The organism is Vibrio sp. D173a (assembly GCF_030248475.1).
The window spans coordinates 20099-35625 of sequence record NZ_JAHGAH010000158.1 but is presented as its reverse complement, the minus strand read 5'-3'; the positions used below and the strand labels follow the sequence as shown (position 1 = coordinate 35625).

At 46.2% G+C, this 15527-nt stretch carries 13 protein-coding genes; 9 read left to right on the top strand and 4 right to left on the bottom strand.

All coding sequences use genetic code 11. From position 1 onward, the window contains the following. Window positions 1-87 precede the first annotated feature (87 nt). Window positions 88-1302, top strand: a complete 1215-nt coding sequence (glgC, locus tag KIV40_RS16425; RefSeq protein ID WP_285350250.1) for a glucose-1-phosphate adenylyltransferase — start codon at window positions 88-90, stop codon at window positions 1300-1302. Between the two features lie 112 nt (window positions 1303-1414). Here glgC and KIV40_RS16420 read toward each other — a convergent pair whose 3' ends face one another. Further along, window positions 1415-4576, bottom strand: coding sequence for a chitinase C-terminal domain-containing protein (locus KIV40_RS16420; RefSeq protein WP_285350249.1), 3162 nt, complete (start codon window positions 4574-4576; stop codon window positions 1415-1417). A gap of 278 nt (window positions 4577-4854) precedes the next feature. Beyond that, window positions 4855-5736, bottom strand: a complete 882-nt coding sequence (locus KIV40_RS16415) for an AraC family transcriptional regulator (RefSeq protein ID WP_005431409.1) — start codon at window positions 5734-5736, stop codon at window positions 4855-4857. A gap of 181 nt (window positions 5737-5917) precedes the next feature. Here KIV40_RS16415 and KIV40_RS16410 point away from each other — a divergent pair, with 181 nt between their 5' ends. From KIV40_RS16410 to KIV40_RS16380, 7 genes are all read left to right on the top strand, one after another. Beyond that, a complete protein-coding gene (locus tag KIV40_RS16410; protein ID WP_285350246.1) occupies window positions 5918-7066 on the top strand; it encodes an iron-containing alcohol dehydrogenase in 1149 nt (382 codons plus the stop codon). 266 nt (window positions 7067-7332) lie between these two features. After that, entirely contained in the window at window positions 7333-7971 is a 639-nt protein-coding gene (locus tag KIV40_RS16405; RefSeq protein ID WP_285350245.1) for a lysoplasmalogenase, read from the top strand. Between the two features lie 135 nt (window positions 7972-8106). Beyond that, window positions 8107-8841 carry an amino acid ABC transporter ATP-binding protein gene (locus tag KIV40_RS16400; protein WP_285350244.1) on the top strand — a complete coding sequence of 245 codons (735 nt, stop codon included), beginning with the start codon at window positions 8107-8109 and terminating at the stop codon, window positions 8839-8841. Between the two features lie 3 nt (window positions 8842-8844). Beyond that, window positions 8845-9642 carry an amino acid ABC transporter permease gene (locus KIV40_RS16395; protein WP_285350243.1) on the top strand — a complete coding sequence of 266 codons (798 nt, stop codon included), beginning with the start codon at window positions 8845-8847 and terminating at the stop codon, window positions 9640-9642. Window positions 9643-9651: 9 nt separating this feature from the next. Continuing rightward, window positions 9652-10470, top strand: a complete 819-nt coding sequence (locus KIV40_RS16390; protein WP_045395799.1) for a transporter substrate-binding domain-containing protein — start codon at window positions 9652-9654, stop codon at window positions 10468-10470. A 152-nt stretch (window positions 10471-10622) separates the two neighbouring features. Next, window positions 10623-11543 carry an amino acid ABC transporter permease gene (locus KIV40_RS16385; protein ID WP_045457849.1) on the top strand — a complete coding sequence of 307 codons (921 nt, stop codon included), beginning with the start codon at window positions 10623-10625 and terminating at the stop codon, window positions 11541-11543. Window positions 11544-11635: 92 nt separating this feature from the next. Next, on the top strand, window positions 11636-12454 hold the full coding sequence (locus KIV40_RS16380; protein WP_285350240.1) for an EAL domain-containing protein: 819 nt from the start codon (window positions 11636-11638) through the stop codon (window positions 12452-12454). Between the two features lie 113 nt (window positions 12455-12567). Here KIV40_RS16380 and KIV40_RS16375 read toward each other — a convergent pair whose 3' ends face one another. Further along, window positions 12568-13107, bottom strand: a complete 540-nt coding sequence (locus KIV40_RS16375; protein WP_010649343.1) for an RNA-binding S4 domain-containing protein — start codon at window positions 13105-13107, stop codon at window positions 12568-12570. A gap of 126 nt (window positions 13108-13233) precedes the next feature. On the opposite strand from KIV40_RS16375, the gene KIV40_RS16370 reads away from it, so the two are divergent. Then, window positions 13234-14187, top strand: a complete 954-nt coding sequence (locus tag KIV40_RS16370; protein ID WP_285350238.1) for an endonuclease/exonuclease/phosphatase family protein — start codon at window positions 13234-13236, stop codon at window positions 14185-14187. On the opposite strand, the gene cra is transcribed toward KIV40_RS16370, so the two are convergent. Further along, entirely contained in the window at window positions 14177-15172 is a 996-nt protein-coding gene (gene cra, locus KIV40_RS16365) for a catabolite repressor/activator (RefSeq protein ID WP_038889264.1), read from the bottom strand. The two genes, KIV40_RS16370 and cra, sit on opposite strands and share 11 nt — an antisense overlap. Window positions 15173-15527: the final 355 nt, after the last annotated feature.

The following is a 15527-nucleotide window of genomic DNA, read 5'->3' as shown; positions in this document are numbered from 1 at the left end:
TTGTGTATAAGAGACAGCCTGCAGTTGGCTAACTCCTCGGGCTTTAAGTCGCTTTCGAAGTACGTAATACAAGGGAAAGGGAACATTATGCAAGACGCACTCGCTGTAATTTTAGCTGGCGGTATGGGATCAAGATTGAGCCCACTTACCGATGATAGAGCCAAACCAGCCGTCCCATTTGGTGGTAAATATCGTATTATCGATTTCACTCTAACTAACTGTCTTCATTCAGGTTTGAGGAAGATATTGGTTTTAACTCAATACAAATCACACTCGCTACAAAAACACTTACGAGATGGTTGGTCGATCTTTAATCCCGAACTTGGTGAATACATCACAGCCGTTCCACCCCAAATGCGCAAAGGTGGTGCATGGTATGAAGGCACAGCAGATGCCATCTACCACAACATGTGGTTACTCTCTCGTAACGACGCCAAGTATGTGGTTGTTCTTTCTGGTGACCATATCTACCGCATGGATTACGCTGCGATGCTGGAAGAGCACAAAGAAAACGGCGCAAAACTCACCGTTGCTTGTATGGATGTCCCGGTAGAGGATGCCACGGCTTTTGGCGTAATGGGCATCAAAGAAAACGGCTTAGTTGAATCCTTCATCGAGAAACCGGAGAACCCGCCTACCCTGCCAGATGACCCAGCTCAGAGCCTTGCCTCTATGGGTATTTACATCTTTGATATGGACGTTCTGCAGGAAGCACTAGAAGAAGATGCAAAGCTTGAAGACTCAAGCCATGACTTTGGAAAAGACATCATTCCTAAGCTGATCGACACTCAATCCGTTTACGCTTATAAGTTCTGCGGTAGTAAAGGTCGTGTAGACAAAGACTGCTATTGGCGAGATGTAGGTACGATCGATTCCTTCTACGAGGCCAATATGGATTTATTAGAGCCAGTGCCACCAATGAATTTATATCAACCGAACTGGGCAATTCGCACTTACGAAGCTCAATTCCCACCAGCAAGAACCGTATCATCGGCGACAGGTAATGAAGGGATTTTTATTAACTCCATCATTGCCAATGGTGTCATTAACTCCGGAGGTTCCGTTCAGCACTCTGTTATCGCGTCCAACGTGCGTATTCAAGACAGCGCAACCGTCGTCGATAGCATTATTTTCGATGATGTAGAGGTCGGCGAAGGCTGTCAGCTTGTGAGTTGTATTATTGACAAGCACGTTCGTATTCCACCGCACACACAAATTGGTATCAACAAAATCGAAGACGCCAAACGATTTCATGTATCAGAAAAAGGGATCGTGGTTATTCCTGAAGGTTATGAGTTCTGATCGTTTACTCAAGCGTCTATTTGCAATAATCCAAAGCAACAAAATCATATCCCCCCACAATAAAAAAGCGCGCGATGTAAATCGCGCGCTTTTGTTATCCATTCAATCTGGATTAAACGTTACATACTGTCGACCAGCTAACGTCACTACCCGGCTCTGATGCTGTCCACCAGTTTGCTTGGTATACCACACCATTGTGAATCACTTTATCACCTTGGTTAGCGTGGCTTGGGTTACCTTGCCAGTCCGTTTGTGGGAAGTCTGGGTAAGTCACAAGGCCTGTTGTGTCACAAGTACCAGGCTCAGTACCACCGCCGCCACCAGTGCCAGAGTTTAAGTCACCGATTGGTAGGTCTGGTTGCTCAAACTTGAACGCGAACTCTTTACCACCAGAAATCACCGTGTAGTTAGCAGGGCCAGAGATTGGTAGGTAGTAAACCATATCAAGCTCGTAAGTGCCGCCCGCTGGTAGGTCTTTCCATGCTGGTAGCGAGAAAGATACACGGTGCATTACACCATCCAAACCACCAATGTTGTTCGCACGAGTGTGTCCAGAGGCAATTACGCTTAGGCCACCACCAGACTGATCTTTCGCGTTATCCGGTGCCGATACAGGAATATTGAACTGGAATTCAGTACCGCCAGGAATCGCTTGACCAGTGTTGTTTGTAAACGTGATCTTAGGGTTGATTGGGTAGTTTTGGTCACCCACTTTAAAGCCACCAACGCTCACTGCGATATTAACAGCCTCAGTTGGGATAGCACCTGTCGCAATCTTGTTACCGTAAGGTGTTGCAGACTTAAACTTGTCGTAAATCGCTTTAGTCATAGTGTTACCCATGTGGTACTCACCATTACCCGCTGCACAAGCCTGTTCAGTTGCATCAATCGTAGTACGGTTACCGTTCGCGTCTAGTACGTAACAGTTGTAGTCACCTGCTAGCTCCCAGAACATGATACCGCCGATCTCTTTATCGATAACGTAGTCTGCTTTCACTTCAACAGACGCTTTGTCTTCTGTTGATAGGAATACACTCTTCTCTGCGTTCCATAGCCATGGTGCGACTGCAACATCATCGTAGTTACGCGTGTACGTACCCACCAATTGGTCTGAAGGATCGTTCACAGGATCTAGACCGTAAGCTTGAGCGTAAGAACCCCAAATACCCTTCTCTAGGTTCTTCGCGTGCCACATTGGGTTAGAACCTGCCCCCATTTCGTTACCTTTAGGGTCAGTATCGTGCCACATGTTATCGATACCTAGAGCACCGTGACCACAGTTGTTCTTCTCACCTTCACCAGTACCTGGTGCACACTCTGATTGGTTAGGTAGTGCAGCGCGGCCCCAAAGACCATTTTCGCCACCTGTTACACCTTGCCAACCACGGGTGTAATAAGGCACACCAATATTGATACGACCAGCAGGCATTGAACCACGGAAGTAATGGTAAGCCCAGTCAGTGTTCAAGTAACCGATACCGCCGTAAGCAGCCGTGCCGTAAACGTTCCATTGAGCAAGCTCAGAGTCTTTACCTGTATCAAACAGTACCGCGTTGTGACCAACGTGATCGTTCCAAGCACCGTGCAGGTCGTAAGACATGATGTTCACGTAATCGAGGTACTTAGTAACATCAAAGGTTTCCATACCACGCAGTAGGTAACCCGAAGAAGGCGCTGCGATAGTCAGCATGTAGTGGATGCCATCTTGTGCAGATGCTGCGTCCAGTTTCTCACGTAGGACCTTCATTAGCTCTTGGTATGAAGCCCACAGGTATGGACGACGTGGTTCCATGAAGTCTTTATCGTAAGGGTTACCTGCACCCGCCATAGACGTTGGGTACTCGTAGTCGATGTCTAGACCATCGAATTTGTAGGTACGCATCATTTCAACTGCAGAAGTCGCGAACTTCTCGATACCTGCGTGGTTGATTGAACCGTCTGCGTTAGTTGTCATCGTGTAGAAGCCACCATCCGCAACACGATTACCGTCTGCGCCGAAGTGACCACCTGTTTCAGCCCAACCACCGATCGAGATCAGCGTTTTAACGTCATGTTTTTGCTTGTAAGTAGCAAGTGCACCGAAGTGACCTTTAAAGCCTAGTGCTGGGTCTACTTCTACACCCGGCCAAGTTTTACCGGTTGCAGGGTTAGTTGGATCAGTCACGTCACCAACGTTCACTTTACCGTCTGAACCGATGCTTACAAACGCGTAGTTAATGTGAGTTAGCTGATCCCAAGGAATGTCTTTCACAAGGTAAGCCGCTTGTGGATCATCACCACTACGCCAGCTTGTGAAGTAACCAATCACACGACGTGGGTGATCGGCACCCATCAATTCACGGCCGTCTTTGTCGTAAATCGTACAGTAAGGTACATCCACACCAGCCGTTTGGTACAGGCCATCAGGACGACAGTTTGAAGTGACTGCACCACCATTTACTGATAGTGATACAAGGGAAGAATCTGTTGTTGCGCCAGCATCGTCAGTCGCTTTAGCATAAATCGATACCGAGCCTGCTGCTGTTGGAGTGAAATCAACAGCGTAAGGCGCAGCGGTCGCTGTACCAATCAAAGCTCCTGCCGCAAAGAACTCAACTTTAGCAACCGTACCATCCGCGTCTGCCGCAGTAGCAGAAACCGTTACCGTGCCGCCAAGCTCAACAGAAGTGGCTGATAGCGCTACGTCTACCGTTGGTGCTTCGTTACCAGGTTGACCAGCAGCAACTGTAAGCGTAACAGCACTCACAGTGCTCGCTGCGTTTTTGTCGTCGTAAGCTTTAGTTGAGAACTCGTGAACACCCTCTGTCGCCGTCCATGAAGCAGTAAAAGGTACTGCGGTTGATGTGCCAACCAATGCGCCATCAACAAAGAATTCAACTTTGCTGACTGTGCCGTCAGTGTCTGCAGCGTCTGCGGCAAGGTTAACAACGTCACCAGCTGTGATAGAGGCCGACGCAGAAGGAGAAGTTAGTGAAACAGTCGGTACTTCGTTAAGTGGTGGACCAACAGGGCCGCCATCACAAGCGCCAAGGTTCTCCCACTCACCCCATTCACCTGACTGAGCAGGGTTATTGTTTTGCGTCCAGTAGCGCGCTTTATATGCGCTATTTTCGTGCTGAACTTGATCACCACCATTATAAACTTTTGATGAATCCCAAGTTTCTAGAGGTGTACAATCAACCGCTGCATAGCTGTTGAATGCCATTAGACAAGATGCAGTCAAAGTACTGAGTGTGAATACACTCTTTGCCGCTTTCCCGTTTCTAAAGTACATATTGCTCTTCCTTAAGTTATTGTTAATACAATACAAAACACGCTTTATCTTTGCGTACCTTTTACTTTTGTTTCGACGTAAAATAACTTAAGTACAAGTGCAGAATTTCACACTACTTATTTATAAATTTTCAGCAACACCTCTCAAGAATCCACTCATAGATTGCAAGAATTGACATCTTATTTTGCACCAACAACTAATTTCACTACTCAAATAAATATGTCGATCGCAAATTAATAAAAAAGAGAAAAAAAGTCCTAATATTGAAATAAAGATCACTAAGCCTTTGTTGCTCTGGGTGTTTCATTAAAATGTCTTTTATATTCGCGACTGAACTGTGACGGGCTACTGTAGCCTACTAGCCTCGCAGCATCATTCACTCTGCGCCCTTCTACTTGGATAAGTTCACGCGCTTTGTTGAGACGCACCTTTTTTATGTACTGCAAAGGCGACTCTAGAGTGACACTTCTGAAGGCTTGATGAAACGCAGACACGCTCATGTTCGCCTCTTCCGCCAAGGATTGTACATTCAGTTGTTCATGATATTCCTGATGAACACGATTAAGAGCTTTAGCCACGCGAGCATAAGAGCCTTCTTGATGCGCCAATTCAAAGAGAACATGGCCAGATTCGCTTACCAATGCTCGATAAACTATCTCTTCTAAAAGCATCTCACCGAGCATGGCAACCTCTAGCTCGTCACATAACGTCGTCATCAGGCGTTTACATGCATCAAGCATTTGCTCGTTCATTTGTACCGACTTCAACCCGCAGCGAGTGGCGTCTTCACACACGTTAGTAAAACGTTGTGATTCCAACTTCTTCACGAGCTTTTGTAGCAGAGCTGGAGAGATATCGATAGAGATACCTAGCAAGGGTTCATTGTCGACGGCAATCGCTTCACACTCGAGCGGCATCGGGACGCCAACCACCAAATAATCATCGGGTCCATAACGTACCGGACTTTGGCCAATATGGATGTTCTTGTACCCTTGCCCTAAGACGATAATGCCAGACTGGTACACGAAAGGTTGGCGATTATTCCCTTTACTACTGCGGTAAAACCACACCCCATCAATGGCGGTTTCTTTAATCCCTTCGAGATCGTCTAAGCCGAATTTCGTCGCGTATTGCTGCATGCTCTCAGCAAGTGTCTTCATTTTGTCACTCCATTCATTTGCCACACACTATACTTGGAGTTCGTCACTCAGTTCCAGAGCAACGCATCCAATTATGTAGGAATAGGCAATAAATTTGCAGGAATCGGCCTACTCAGCCACTCCAGCACGTACTAATATGCACATATTCACTCTCCTCACATTGGAAGCAAGAGGTATAATAATGAACTTTTCATACGTCAACCCAACTCAAATCTTCTTCGGCCAAGGCCAAATCGCGGCAATCAAAGACGCAATTCCTGCCGACCAAAAAGTACTTGTGATCTACGGCGGCGGCTCGATCAAGAAGAACGGTGTTTACGATCAAGTAGCGCAAGCATTGGAAGGCCGAGAGTGGCTTGAGTTTTCGGGTGTTGAGCCAAACCCAACTAAAGAAACACTAGATAAAGCGGTAGCTATCGTAAAAGAACAAAACGTTGATTTTATCCTAGCTGTAGGCGGTGGTTCAGTTATCGATGGTTCTAAGTACGTCGCAGCATCAGCAAAATACGACGGTGACGGTTGGGACATCATGGTAGGCAAGCATCAAGTAACCGAAGCAACGTCACTTGCTGCCATTCTTACGTTGCCTGCGACAGGTTCTGAGTCAAACATGGGCGCGGTAATCACTAAAAAAGAAACGCAAGATAAATTGGCGTTCCTAGCACCTGCAGTTCAACCGAAGTTTGCAGTTCTTGACCCAGACGTAATGAAAACCCTACCAGAGCGTCAGCTTATCAATGGTCTGGTAGATGCATGGGTTCACGTTTGTGAGCAATATCTAACACTACCGACAGGCGCAATGGTTCAAGACGGTTACGCAGAAGCACTACTGAAAAACCTTAAAGTACTGGGCGATCAGTTCGCAGAGCGCGATAACGATCAATGGCGTGCCAACCTAATGTGGACAGCAAACCAAGCATTGAACGGTCTTATCGGTAGCGGTGTTCCTCAAGACTGGGCAACACACATGATTGGTCACGAACTAACGGCACTTTGGCACGTAGACCACGCACGTTCACTAGCGATCATCCAACCATCACTACTTCGTAACCAAATGCAATTCAAACGCCCTAAGCTTGAGCAAATGGGTCGCAACGTGTTTGGCTTATCAGAAGGTGAAGACTTGGCAGAGCGCACGATTCAAGCGATCGAAGCTTTCTACCATCAGCTAGACGTCGCAACTCAACTTGAAGGTTACGGTGATGATCGTGAAGCCGCTATTGACTCAGTCATTGCACAGCTATCAAAGCATGGCATGACCGTTCTTGGCGAGAACCAAGCGATCGACCTAGAAAACAGTCGAAAAATTCTTGATCTAGCAGTCGCATAACGACTCGATCTATCAAATTACTGCCTTTTTTAACGGTATTGTGTCCGCACAGACACAATACCGTTTTTTTATGGTAATTTAGCCGCACACTGACAAAACGATATAAATTGAACTTTTCTGCTAAAAAAATAACAAACAGGCGATAGTTTGATGTTGTTGTGTAAGCCGATGACCAAAAACAAACCAAGTGCTTACCAATCGAATTGTCACTTTTTTACTTGCTCATAAAAAATGAGCGTTTAGTCGTCTATTCAAGAGTTATTCGTATGTGGCTGATTGTCGTAGCTTGCGCGCTCATACATATCATCAGCATTAAGACTGGCCCTAAGTGGTTATTCTTTTTGACCAAACCGCTTCCAATCACAGCAATGATTGGGATGTTAATGCTGTCTCCAGCGAGTCACCTACCCTACACCCAGTGGATCATTGGCGGGCTCTCACTGTCACTCATGGGTGACTTAATTTTGATGCACCCAAAAGACAAATTTGTTGCGGGCATCAAACTGTTTTACCTTGCTCAAATTAGCTATGCCTTGGGTTTCATCAATATGGCGGCTTGGCATTTTACTCCATGGATTCCCTTTGCCGTATTTGGCGCAGGGCTGTGTGCCTATTTCTTTTTTAAGCCCGATTTAGGGAAAGAAAAGTGGTCGGTAGCTAGCTACATCTTTGTTTTGATGACCATGCTTTGGATGGCATTGGAATACTACGCCAGTGGTAAAACCCAATCGTCGGCGTTCGCCGTGCTAGGCAGTTTTATCTTCACCATGTCTGGTGTTGTCCTTGCCTTCGAACGATTTGGCAGTACATCGGTATTTTCTCGCCAAGTGGTGATGACAACTTATTACTCGGCACAGTTTCTTATAACCATGTCTGTCTTCGCAATTGTGATCCGTTTTCTCTAAAACTGACTATATTATCGGTTAGTTTTGTCATGAGTTATTTGCTCACCAGTTGGACAGTTTACCTCTGATAAACAGGTGCAATACGGTTAATAACTTGTTATTGTAGAAAGAAATTTATTCTAAAAGTTGGCAGCCTTGAAAGAGAAAAATATCGTCGTAGAGTTCAGCGGCGTAAACAAGTGGTATGGCGAATACCACGCCCTTAAAGACATTAATTTTTCAGTACACACCGGTGAAATCGTGGTCGTTTGTGGCCCTTCCGGCTCAGGTAAATCCACACTAATTCGCTGCATCAACCACTTAGAATCCATCCAAGAGGGCGAGCTCAGCGTGTTTGAGCATCCTACAAATTCCAAAGCACAAAAACCGGGTAAAGTAGGAATGGTGTTTCAGCACTTTCATCTGTTTCCGCATCTCACGGTTTTAGAAAACCTTACTCTTGCCCCAATCCGCACTCTGAAGCTATCGAAGCAGGAAGCGGAGGAACGCGCAATGCATTATCTCAAGCGCGTTAACATCGAAGAGCAAGCCAACAAATACCCAATTCAATTGTCTGGTGGTCAGCAGCAACGTGTTGCTATCGCACGCTCGCTCTGTATGGAACCAGATTTACTGCTGTTTGACGAGCCAACCTCGGCGCTCGATCCTGAAATGATCAACGAAGTGTTGGACGTGATTGTGGAGTTAGCACAAAGCGGCATGACCATGATTTGTGTGACTCACGAAATGGGTTTTGCTAAAAAAGTAGCGAATCGAGTGGTATTTATGGACGAAGGTGAAATCATCGAAGTGAACTCACCCGTTGCACTGTTTGAAACCCCTCAACACCCTCGTACACAAGCGTTTTTGAATCAGATTCTGAGCTACTAGCCAATGCTATTTCGAATCCTAAAACCCGTTTTACAAGCCTTACTCCAAATCGCCATTCTTTTGATTGCGATCGTTTGGGTGCTTGATTCCGGCGCACAAGCGATGGGTTATCAATGGCAGTGGGAACGTGTGCCTGACTACATCGCGTTTTACGAAGACGGTGAATTGTGGCCAGCCGAGTTAATAGAAGGCCTCATCGTTACACTAAAAATCTCTGCCATTAGCCTGTTCTTCACATTAGTAATTGGTTTGGTTACCGCACTGCTGCGTCTAAGCAACTCCAAAGTTGGTAATGCGATCGGCACTACTTACGTAGAGTTAATTCGTAATACGCCATTGTTGGTGCAAATCTACCTACTCTATTTGGTGTTTGGCCCTGTCATCGGTCTAGACAGAGTCAGTACCGCCGTTTTAGCGCTGTCCCTATTCCAAGGGGCGTACACCGCGGAGATCTTCCGTGCAGGCTTAAACAGCATTCCCAAAGGTCAATTTGAGGCAGCGAAAAGCTTGGGGCTGTCCCCTCTCTTTGCGTACAAAGATGTGATTCTTCCTCAGGTACTCCAACGTACCTTGCCACCATTGACCAATGAAGTCGTGTCACTGATTAAAAACTCTTCGATTGTGAGTGTTATGGCGATCTTCGACCTCACCACCGAAGCGAGAAACATCGTCTCTGAAACGGCGATGCCTTTTGAAATCTGGTTTACTGTGGCAGCAATCTACCTTGCTCTCACATTATCACTTTCTGGCTTATCCGCTTGGCTGGAACACAAACTAGGAGCCAGTTGGCGCAAATTATAAGGAGATAACATGAAGTTATTCAAAGCGACCATTACCGCATTATTAGGGCTTGCGATTGCTTTACCTTCATTAGCCAATGAAGAAGCCGCAACGCCGAACGTAGATCAAATCAAAGATCGTGGCACGCTGCGCGTTGGTATGTCGACATTCGTGCCTTGGGCAATGCGTAACAAACAAGGTGAACTGATTGGTTTTGAAATCGACGTGGCGAAACGATTAGCCGCAGATTCAGGCCTCAAAGTCGAGTTTGTCCCAACCGCGTGGGACGGCATCATCCCTGCTCTATTAGCGAAAAAGTTTGACGTAATCATCGGTGGCATGTCGATCACTCCAGAGCGTTCAAAAAGCGTACTTTTCACTGAACCTTATTCACACTCTGGCGTACAAGTTGCCGCAAACAAAGAACTAGCAGAAGGTTTTAGCGAGTTTTCAGATTTTGACTCTCGCCGTGTGAAGATTGCCGCTCGTCGTGGAGCGTTCACTGTGCAAGTAGCGCGTGAGACTTTCCCTAAAGCGAAGATCCTTCAGTTCGATGACGACGCTCAAGCATTCCAAGAAGTACTAAACGGCAATGCACACGCAGTGATTGCATCAAGCCCGAAACCAGAGCACGAAGCGATCAAGCACGCAGACAAATTGTTCATTCCATTTTCAGAGCGTCTGTCAAAAGGCAACGAAGCCTTCGCCGTTCGTCTAGGTGAAGAAGACAAAAAAGCCTTCTTCAACCAATGGATTGAAGCTCGTACGCAAGACGGTTGGCTAGATGAACGTTACGAGTACTGGTTCTCGACGCTAGATTGGCAAGACCAAGTTGCACAAGGCCAGTAGGCGTTGCTGTTACTCATAAAGTCATAAGCTGTCGCGGTTGCTCATAGCGTCAGAATAATGAGCACTTTCACAGCCATTGCAACTTTTACAATAAATACAATGACCGACTCGTTTAACGGGTCGGTATTTATCTTTACTACCGGAGTCAAACCTTGAGCGGACAAACCACCACTCGCGTTGCACCAACCAAAACCAATTCAGGCTTTTTCTTAAGTCGTTTTAACCTACTTGATTGGGTGCTGCTGGCCATCTGTGCATTGGCTGGTGTTTGGCTTTATCATCGCTCTACCGTTGGCGTAAATTACATCTGGCATTGGAAAGAAGCCATTGACCTGTTGTTCACACCAAGAGCAGACGGCGGCTTACCGTATTTCTTTCAAGGCTTAATTTCAACGCTGCGCCTTAGCGTCTGGGGCATCGTATTCGCCTTAGTACTAGGTACCTTGCTAGGACTAGCTCGCTTTTCTGATTCGGTATGGCTGCGCACACCTGCCAATGCGTTTATTCAATTGGTACGAAACATTCCGCCTTTGGTGTTCGTCTTCATCTTCTACTTCTTCGTCTCTAACCAGTTAATCCCACTACTGGGGCTAGAAGACATTTTACGTAACTACCGTGGCGAACCTAACGCAGTTCAAAGCTTCTTCTTTGGTCCTGCTAACCTTTGGGAAAACTTAGCCTCTGGTGTCCTTTGTGTTGGTCTACTTTCCTCTGCTTACATCGCAGAAGTCGTGCGTGCTGGATTGCAAAGCGTCGATAAAGGCCAATGGGAAGCCGCAGATTCACTCGGATTATCATCTTGGGTTAAATACCGCTTTGTCATTGCACCGCAAGTATTGAAAGCCATTACACCAGCACTGGCAGGTCAGACCATCTCACTGGTTAAAGATACCTCCATCGTATCTCTTATCTCGATTCAAGAAATGACCTTTGTCGGCACAGAGATGGCAAACTCATCTGGCTACATTTTCGAAATTTGGCTGATTGTCGGCTTCGTTTACTTCCTGATTTGTTTCGGTCTATCAATGTTTTTCAGATACATCGAGAAAAAATCGGAATCTAATTCAAATTAACTCAATAGGCTTCAAAATAAGCCAGCGTAGCGCTTCAAATCGGAATTCCATCCTGTTACAGTCCTTCGCATGCTATTATTTTGGCGTTTTTCATGGAGTTAAAGAAGCAGTCCGATTACGAGCAGTACATAAGGCAGGACAGCCTTGGTGAATACTACGTTGTACTCAATCAATACACTTTTCACAGTGTTTATCAGCCTATCTTTGATAAACACCAGAAAATGATCGGTATGGAAGCCCTACTGCGCATTCGTGGTGTAGATGGTGCCTACATTCGTCCCGATCTGTTCTTTACTGATAGCAGCATTGATACCCACTTTCGACTTTGCATCGAGTTCCTATCCCGAGCAATTCACATCCGCAACTTCGCTCGTCACTTTGCGGGCTCGCCGATCAAACTGTTTCTCAACGTAATGCCCCAAACGTTATTAACGCTTACCAATGACATGGGCTTTAAAGATAACGGATTACTCTACAAGCGATTATCTGAATTGGGTATGGCACCTTCTGATGTCGTCTTTGAAGTGGTAGAAGAAGCTTGTGGCGATACAGAGCTTTTGAGCCAAGCCGTAAAACTTATGCGCGCCAATGGCTTCTTGTTTGCGATTGATGACTTTGGCTCTCACCATTCTGATATGCCACGAGTGAAGCAGCTTTGCCCTGATATCATCAAGATCGACCGCTCTTACCTACTCGACTATTGCTCTGGTGCTACACTCGCGATAGCCAATGCAGTCGAACTCGCCGATCAGATGAACGCTAAAGTCGTGATTGAAGGCGTAGAAGAAAACGGCCAGCTATCCGCAATGCAAGCACTGGACTTGAATTACTACCAAGGTTTTTATCTGGCGAAACCAAACTCGATTCACCATTGGACTGAGCAAAAAGGCCCAGCTAAGGTATTGCATTAAAAGCGATAACACAGAGACGAATGAAATCGTTTTAGATACAAAAGCGCCGCCTAGGTTTCTCACCAAGGCGGCGCTTTTCTATTTATGTCGATTCTGATATCGAAATGAGACGTTTAGAAGAAGTCGATAGAGTTGCGGCCACTCTTAGGATCGCGAACCGCTTGAGGCTTGTCGTCTTTCTTGCCTTTCTTAGCAGATTGAGACAACGCCTCTTTCTGTGCTTTACGCTCTTTGTGTGCAGCTTTACGACCAGTCGACTTAGGGCCCTTAACGTTCGCTTTCTCGTTCTTTTTCGAGCGAGACTTTTCTTTACGAGCCGTTTGCGCTTCTTTCTTCGCCTTCTTCTCTGCTTTTTGCTCTGCAGTTTCTGGCTCAGTCACTGGCGCATCACACACAACAACATAGTATTCTTGGTTGAACTCAAAGAAATCACCGTCGTACATTTTGCGACGTTTACGCGTTTCTAGCTCACCATTTACCGCTACGTAACCTTCTTCGATGATGTGTTTTGCTTCACCACCGCCACTCACCAAGTTTGCGATTTTGAAAAGCTTGTACAGCTCAATTGGGTGCGCGTCAACGTCGATACCGATCGCTTCGATCTCAATCTCTTCGCCTTCTAAATACTCTTCGTGTTCGTAATCTTGGGTCATGTTCGTTACTCATTTTTCTTGATGAACGGAGTTTAAACGGAATGCGTACAAATAGAAACGTGATCTTCACTCAACTTGTCCAATTGGGTATATACTCACCCAATAACTCCTTGAACGAGCGATATTTTGTCTAATAAGAACCACATTATCTTTGCCACCGCCAACCTATTGAACTTTGTCGCCCCTCCTGGCGCGTATTATGATTTCGAGAACATTTACTCCCTCGACGATTGGCAGGACAAGCTCACTTGGACCAAATCGCAGTTCGCCCAACTCAATCCCGACATCATCGGCTTGCAAGAAGTGTTTAGCATTGAAGAAACCCAAACCTTCTTTGCAGAGATCGGTTTCCAATACTTTGCCTGTGTAGATACACCGCATATCGAGGGTGACTATATATACTCTCGTCCTGTTGTTGCCGTGGCCTCTCGTTTTCCCATAGAGAGCTTTGAAGCGGTCACGTTCGATAGAGATACGCTCAATGCCTTTGGCGATATCGACGCGCCGCCGTTCAGCCGCAAACCCGTTCGGGCAACCATTATTCACCCAATTATTGGGCATATCTGCGTGTACGTCACGCACTTGAAGTCACAACGCCCTGCAGACTCAGAGACACCAGAACAGGCCAGCAGACCCATTGCCCGCTGGCTATCAACACAACAACGGGGTTGGGAAGCTGCAATGCTGCGCGATGCAATGCAAAAGCACTATGCGAATAACCCGATGCCGACATTGTTGATGGGTGACATGAACCAAGCCATCACTAAAACAAGCGTTAATAACGTTTTGGTTGAACAATATGGTGACAGCGTCACTGACTTGCAGCTTTGTGATGGCTGGGAATTGCAAGTGGCACCATCGTTAGAATCAAGACCTGCAACGCACTACCACTTTGCGAAAGGAAACGTGTTGGATTACATACTACTGTCGCAGGAGTTTGATGCGCACGCCGATGTATCCATAGCAGAAGTGACGAATTATCAAGTGCTGGATGCACACCTAATTAACCCGTCTTTCGAGAGAGATAAAAACGCCAGCGACCACGCCTTTGTGGCGCTGACGGTAGAAATTAAGCTTTAGCGTCGTTGTGACGTTTCACGATCTTACGCGGAATCAACTCCACCCCTGCTTTATAGCGTTTTGCTGAAGCATTGAGCGCCAACTCCATTGCGCTGTCGGCAATTAGTTCAAATTGCTGTGGTAGCGAGTTGATTTTGATTGGCAGAAAATCGAGCAAGCGGTTATCACCAAAGGTAGCCAAACGCACTTTACCCATCAGTTCAGGCTTTTCTAACATCACGTCCAACACGCCTTCTAACAAGGTGTATGACATGGTCACTACCGCATCAGGTAGCTGGCCTTTTGCAATCCAACCTTCCAGTACCTTCTTACCTTCTTCACGGGAGAAGTGCTGGCCATAGCCTACCAAAGCCTCGTTACCTTCTTGCTGGCAAGCAGAGCGGAAGCCCAGTTCACGCTCTTTAGAAACTTGAAGTTCTTCTAATGCGCCAATCAAACCGATGGACTCAATCTCCGAAGACAGTACCGATTCTGTCAGCTCAAATGCCGCATCGAAATCTTCACTGATCACACAGCAAAAGTGTTCATCATCCATAGGACGGTCGAGTGCGATGACAGGTGTGCCCGAGTTTTGCAGCTTTAAGTAATACTCACTGGCGGCAGGCATACTACTGGCGACAAACAACGCATCAATACGGCGGCTAACCAGCGCCTCCGCCACCTTTTCTTCGGTTTGCGGATTGTCGTCTGAGCAACCAATCAAAATTTGGTAGCCTGCTTTACGAGAGTTCTGCTCAATCAGTTTTGCTAAACGTGCGTAACTGGTGTTTTCTAAGTCTGGAATGATCAAACCAAACGAGCGAGAGTTGCCCGCTCTCAAAGAAGAAGCGGCGTGATCCGGTTTGTAATTGTAATGCTCAACCACCGCCATGACTTTCTTTTGAGTCTTTTCGCTGATGCGGTATTTCTGCGCTTTACCGTTAATCACATAGCTTGCCGTGGTCTTGGAAACCCCAGCCAATTTTGCTATTTCATCCAGTGTCATATTCTAAGCCCTGTTCTGTGCGCGGGATCATATTAATACATCAACGATCCTTCGATAAGTTGAATTATATGCTGAACCGATTCAGTATAAAAGCTGAAAGGATTCAGCAAAACTTAAAAATTGACGAGAGTCACCAAAATCAAGCAACACATACACGCTTTACTAGGCTATAAAAATAATAAAGCCGTGAACGGTTAGCCCCTGATTTTAAAAACGGTTTCGCTGAATGCTTTAAAAAATTTGACCAATTGCTGAATCGATTCAGTCGCCTGTTAAGCAATACTGCTTCGTGAATTTGAGTTCAGCAACAACAGAACCACGCGTTACGCAGCCCAAACGCTGCGTAACCAAGATG

Bases quoted from the DNA above. Each gene is read 5' to 3' on its own strand.
- glgC (WP_285350250.1), top strand. From the start codon at position 88: ATGCAAGACGCACTCGCTGTAATTTTAGCTGGCGGTATGGGATCAAGA.
- KIV40_RS16420 (WP_285350249.1), bottom strand. From the start codon at position 4,576: ATGTACTTTAGAAACGGGAAAGCGGCAAAGAGTGTATTCACACTCAGT.
- KIV40_RS16415 (WP_005431409.1), bottom strand. From the start codon at position 5,736: ATGAAGACACTTGCTGAGAGCATGCAGCAATACGCGACGAAATTCGGC.
- KIV40_RS16410 (WP_285350246.1), top strand. From the start codon at position 5,918: ATGAACTTTTCATACGTCAACCCAACTCAAATCTTCTTCGGCCAAGGC.
- KIV40_RS16405 (WP_285350245.1), top strand. From the start codon at position 7,333: ATGTGGCTGATTGTCGTAGCTTGCGCGCTCATACATATCATCAGCATT.
- KIV40_RS16395 (WP_285350243.1), top strand. From the start codon at position 8,845: ATGCTATTTCGAATCCTAAAACCCGTTTTACAAGCCTTACTCCAAATC.
- KIV40_RS16390 (WP_045395799.1), top strand. From the start codon at position 9,652: ATGAAGTTATTCAAAGCGACCATTACCGCATTATTAGGGCTTGCGATT.
- KIV40_RS16380 (WP_285350240.1), top strand. From the start codon at position 11,636: ATGGAGTTAAAGAAGCAGTCCGATTACGAGCAGTACATAAGGCAGGAC.
- KIV40_RS16375 (WP_010649343.1), bottom strand. From the start codon at position 13,107: ATGACCCAAGATTACGAACACGAAGAGTATTTAGAAGGCGAAGAGATT.
- cra (WP_038889264.1), bottom strand. From the start codon at position 15,172: ATGACACTGGATGAAATAGCAAAATTGGCTGGGGTTTCCAAGACCACG.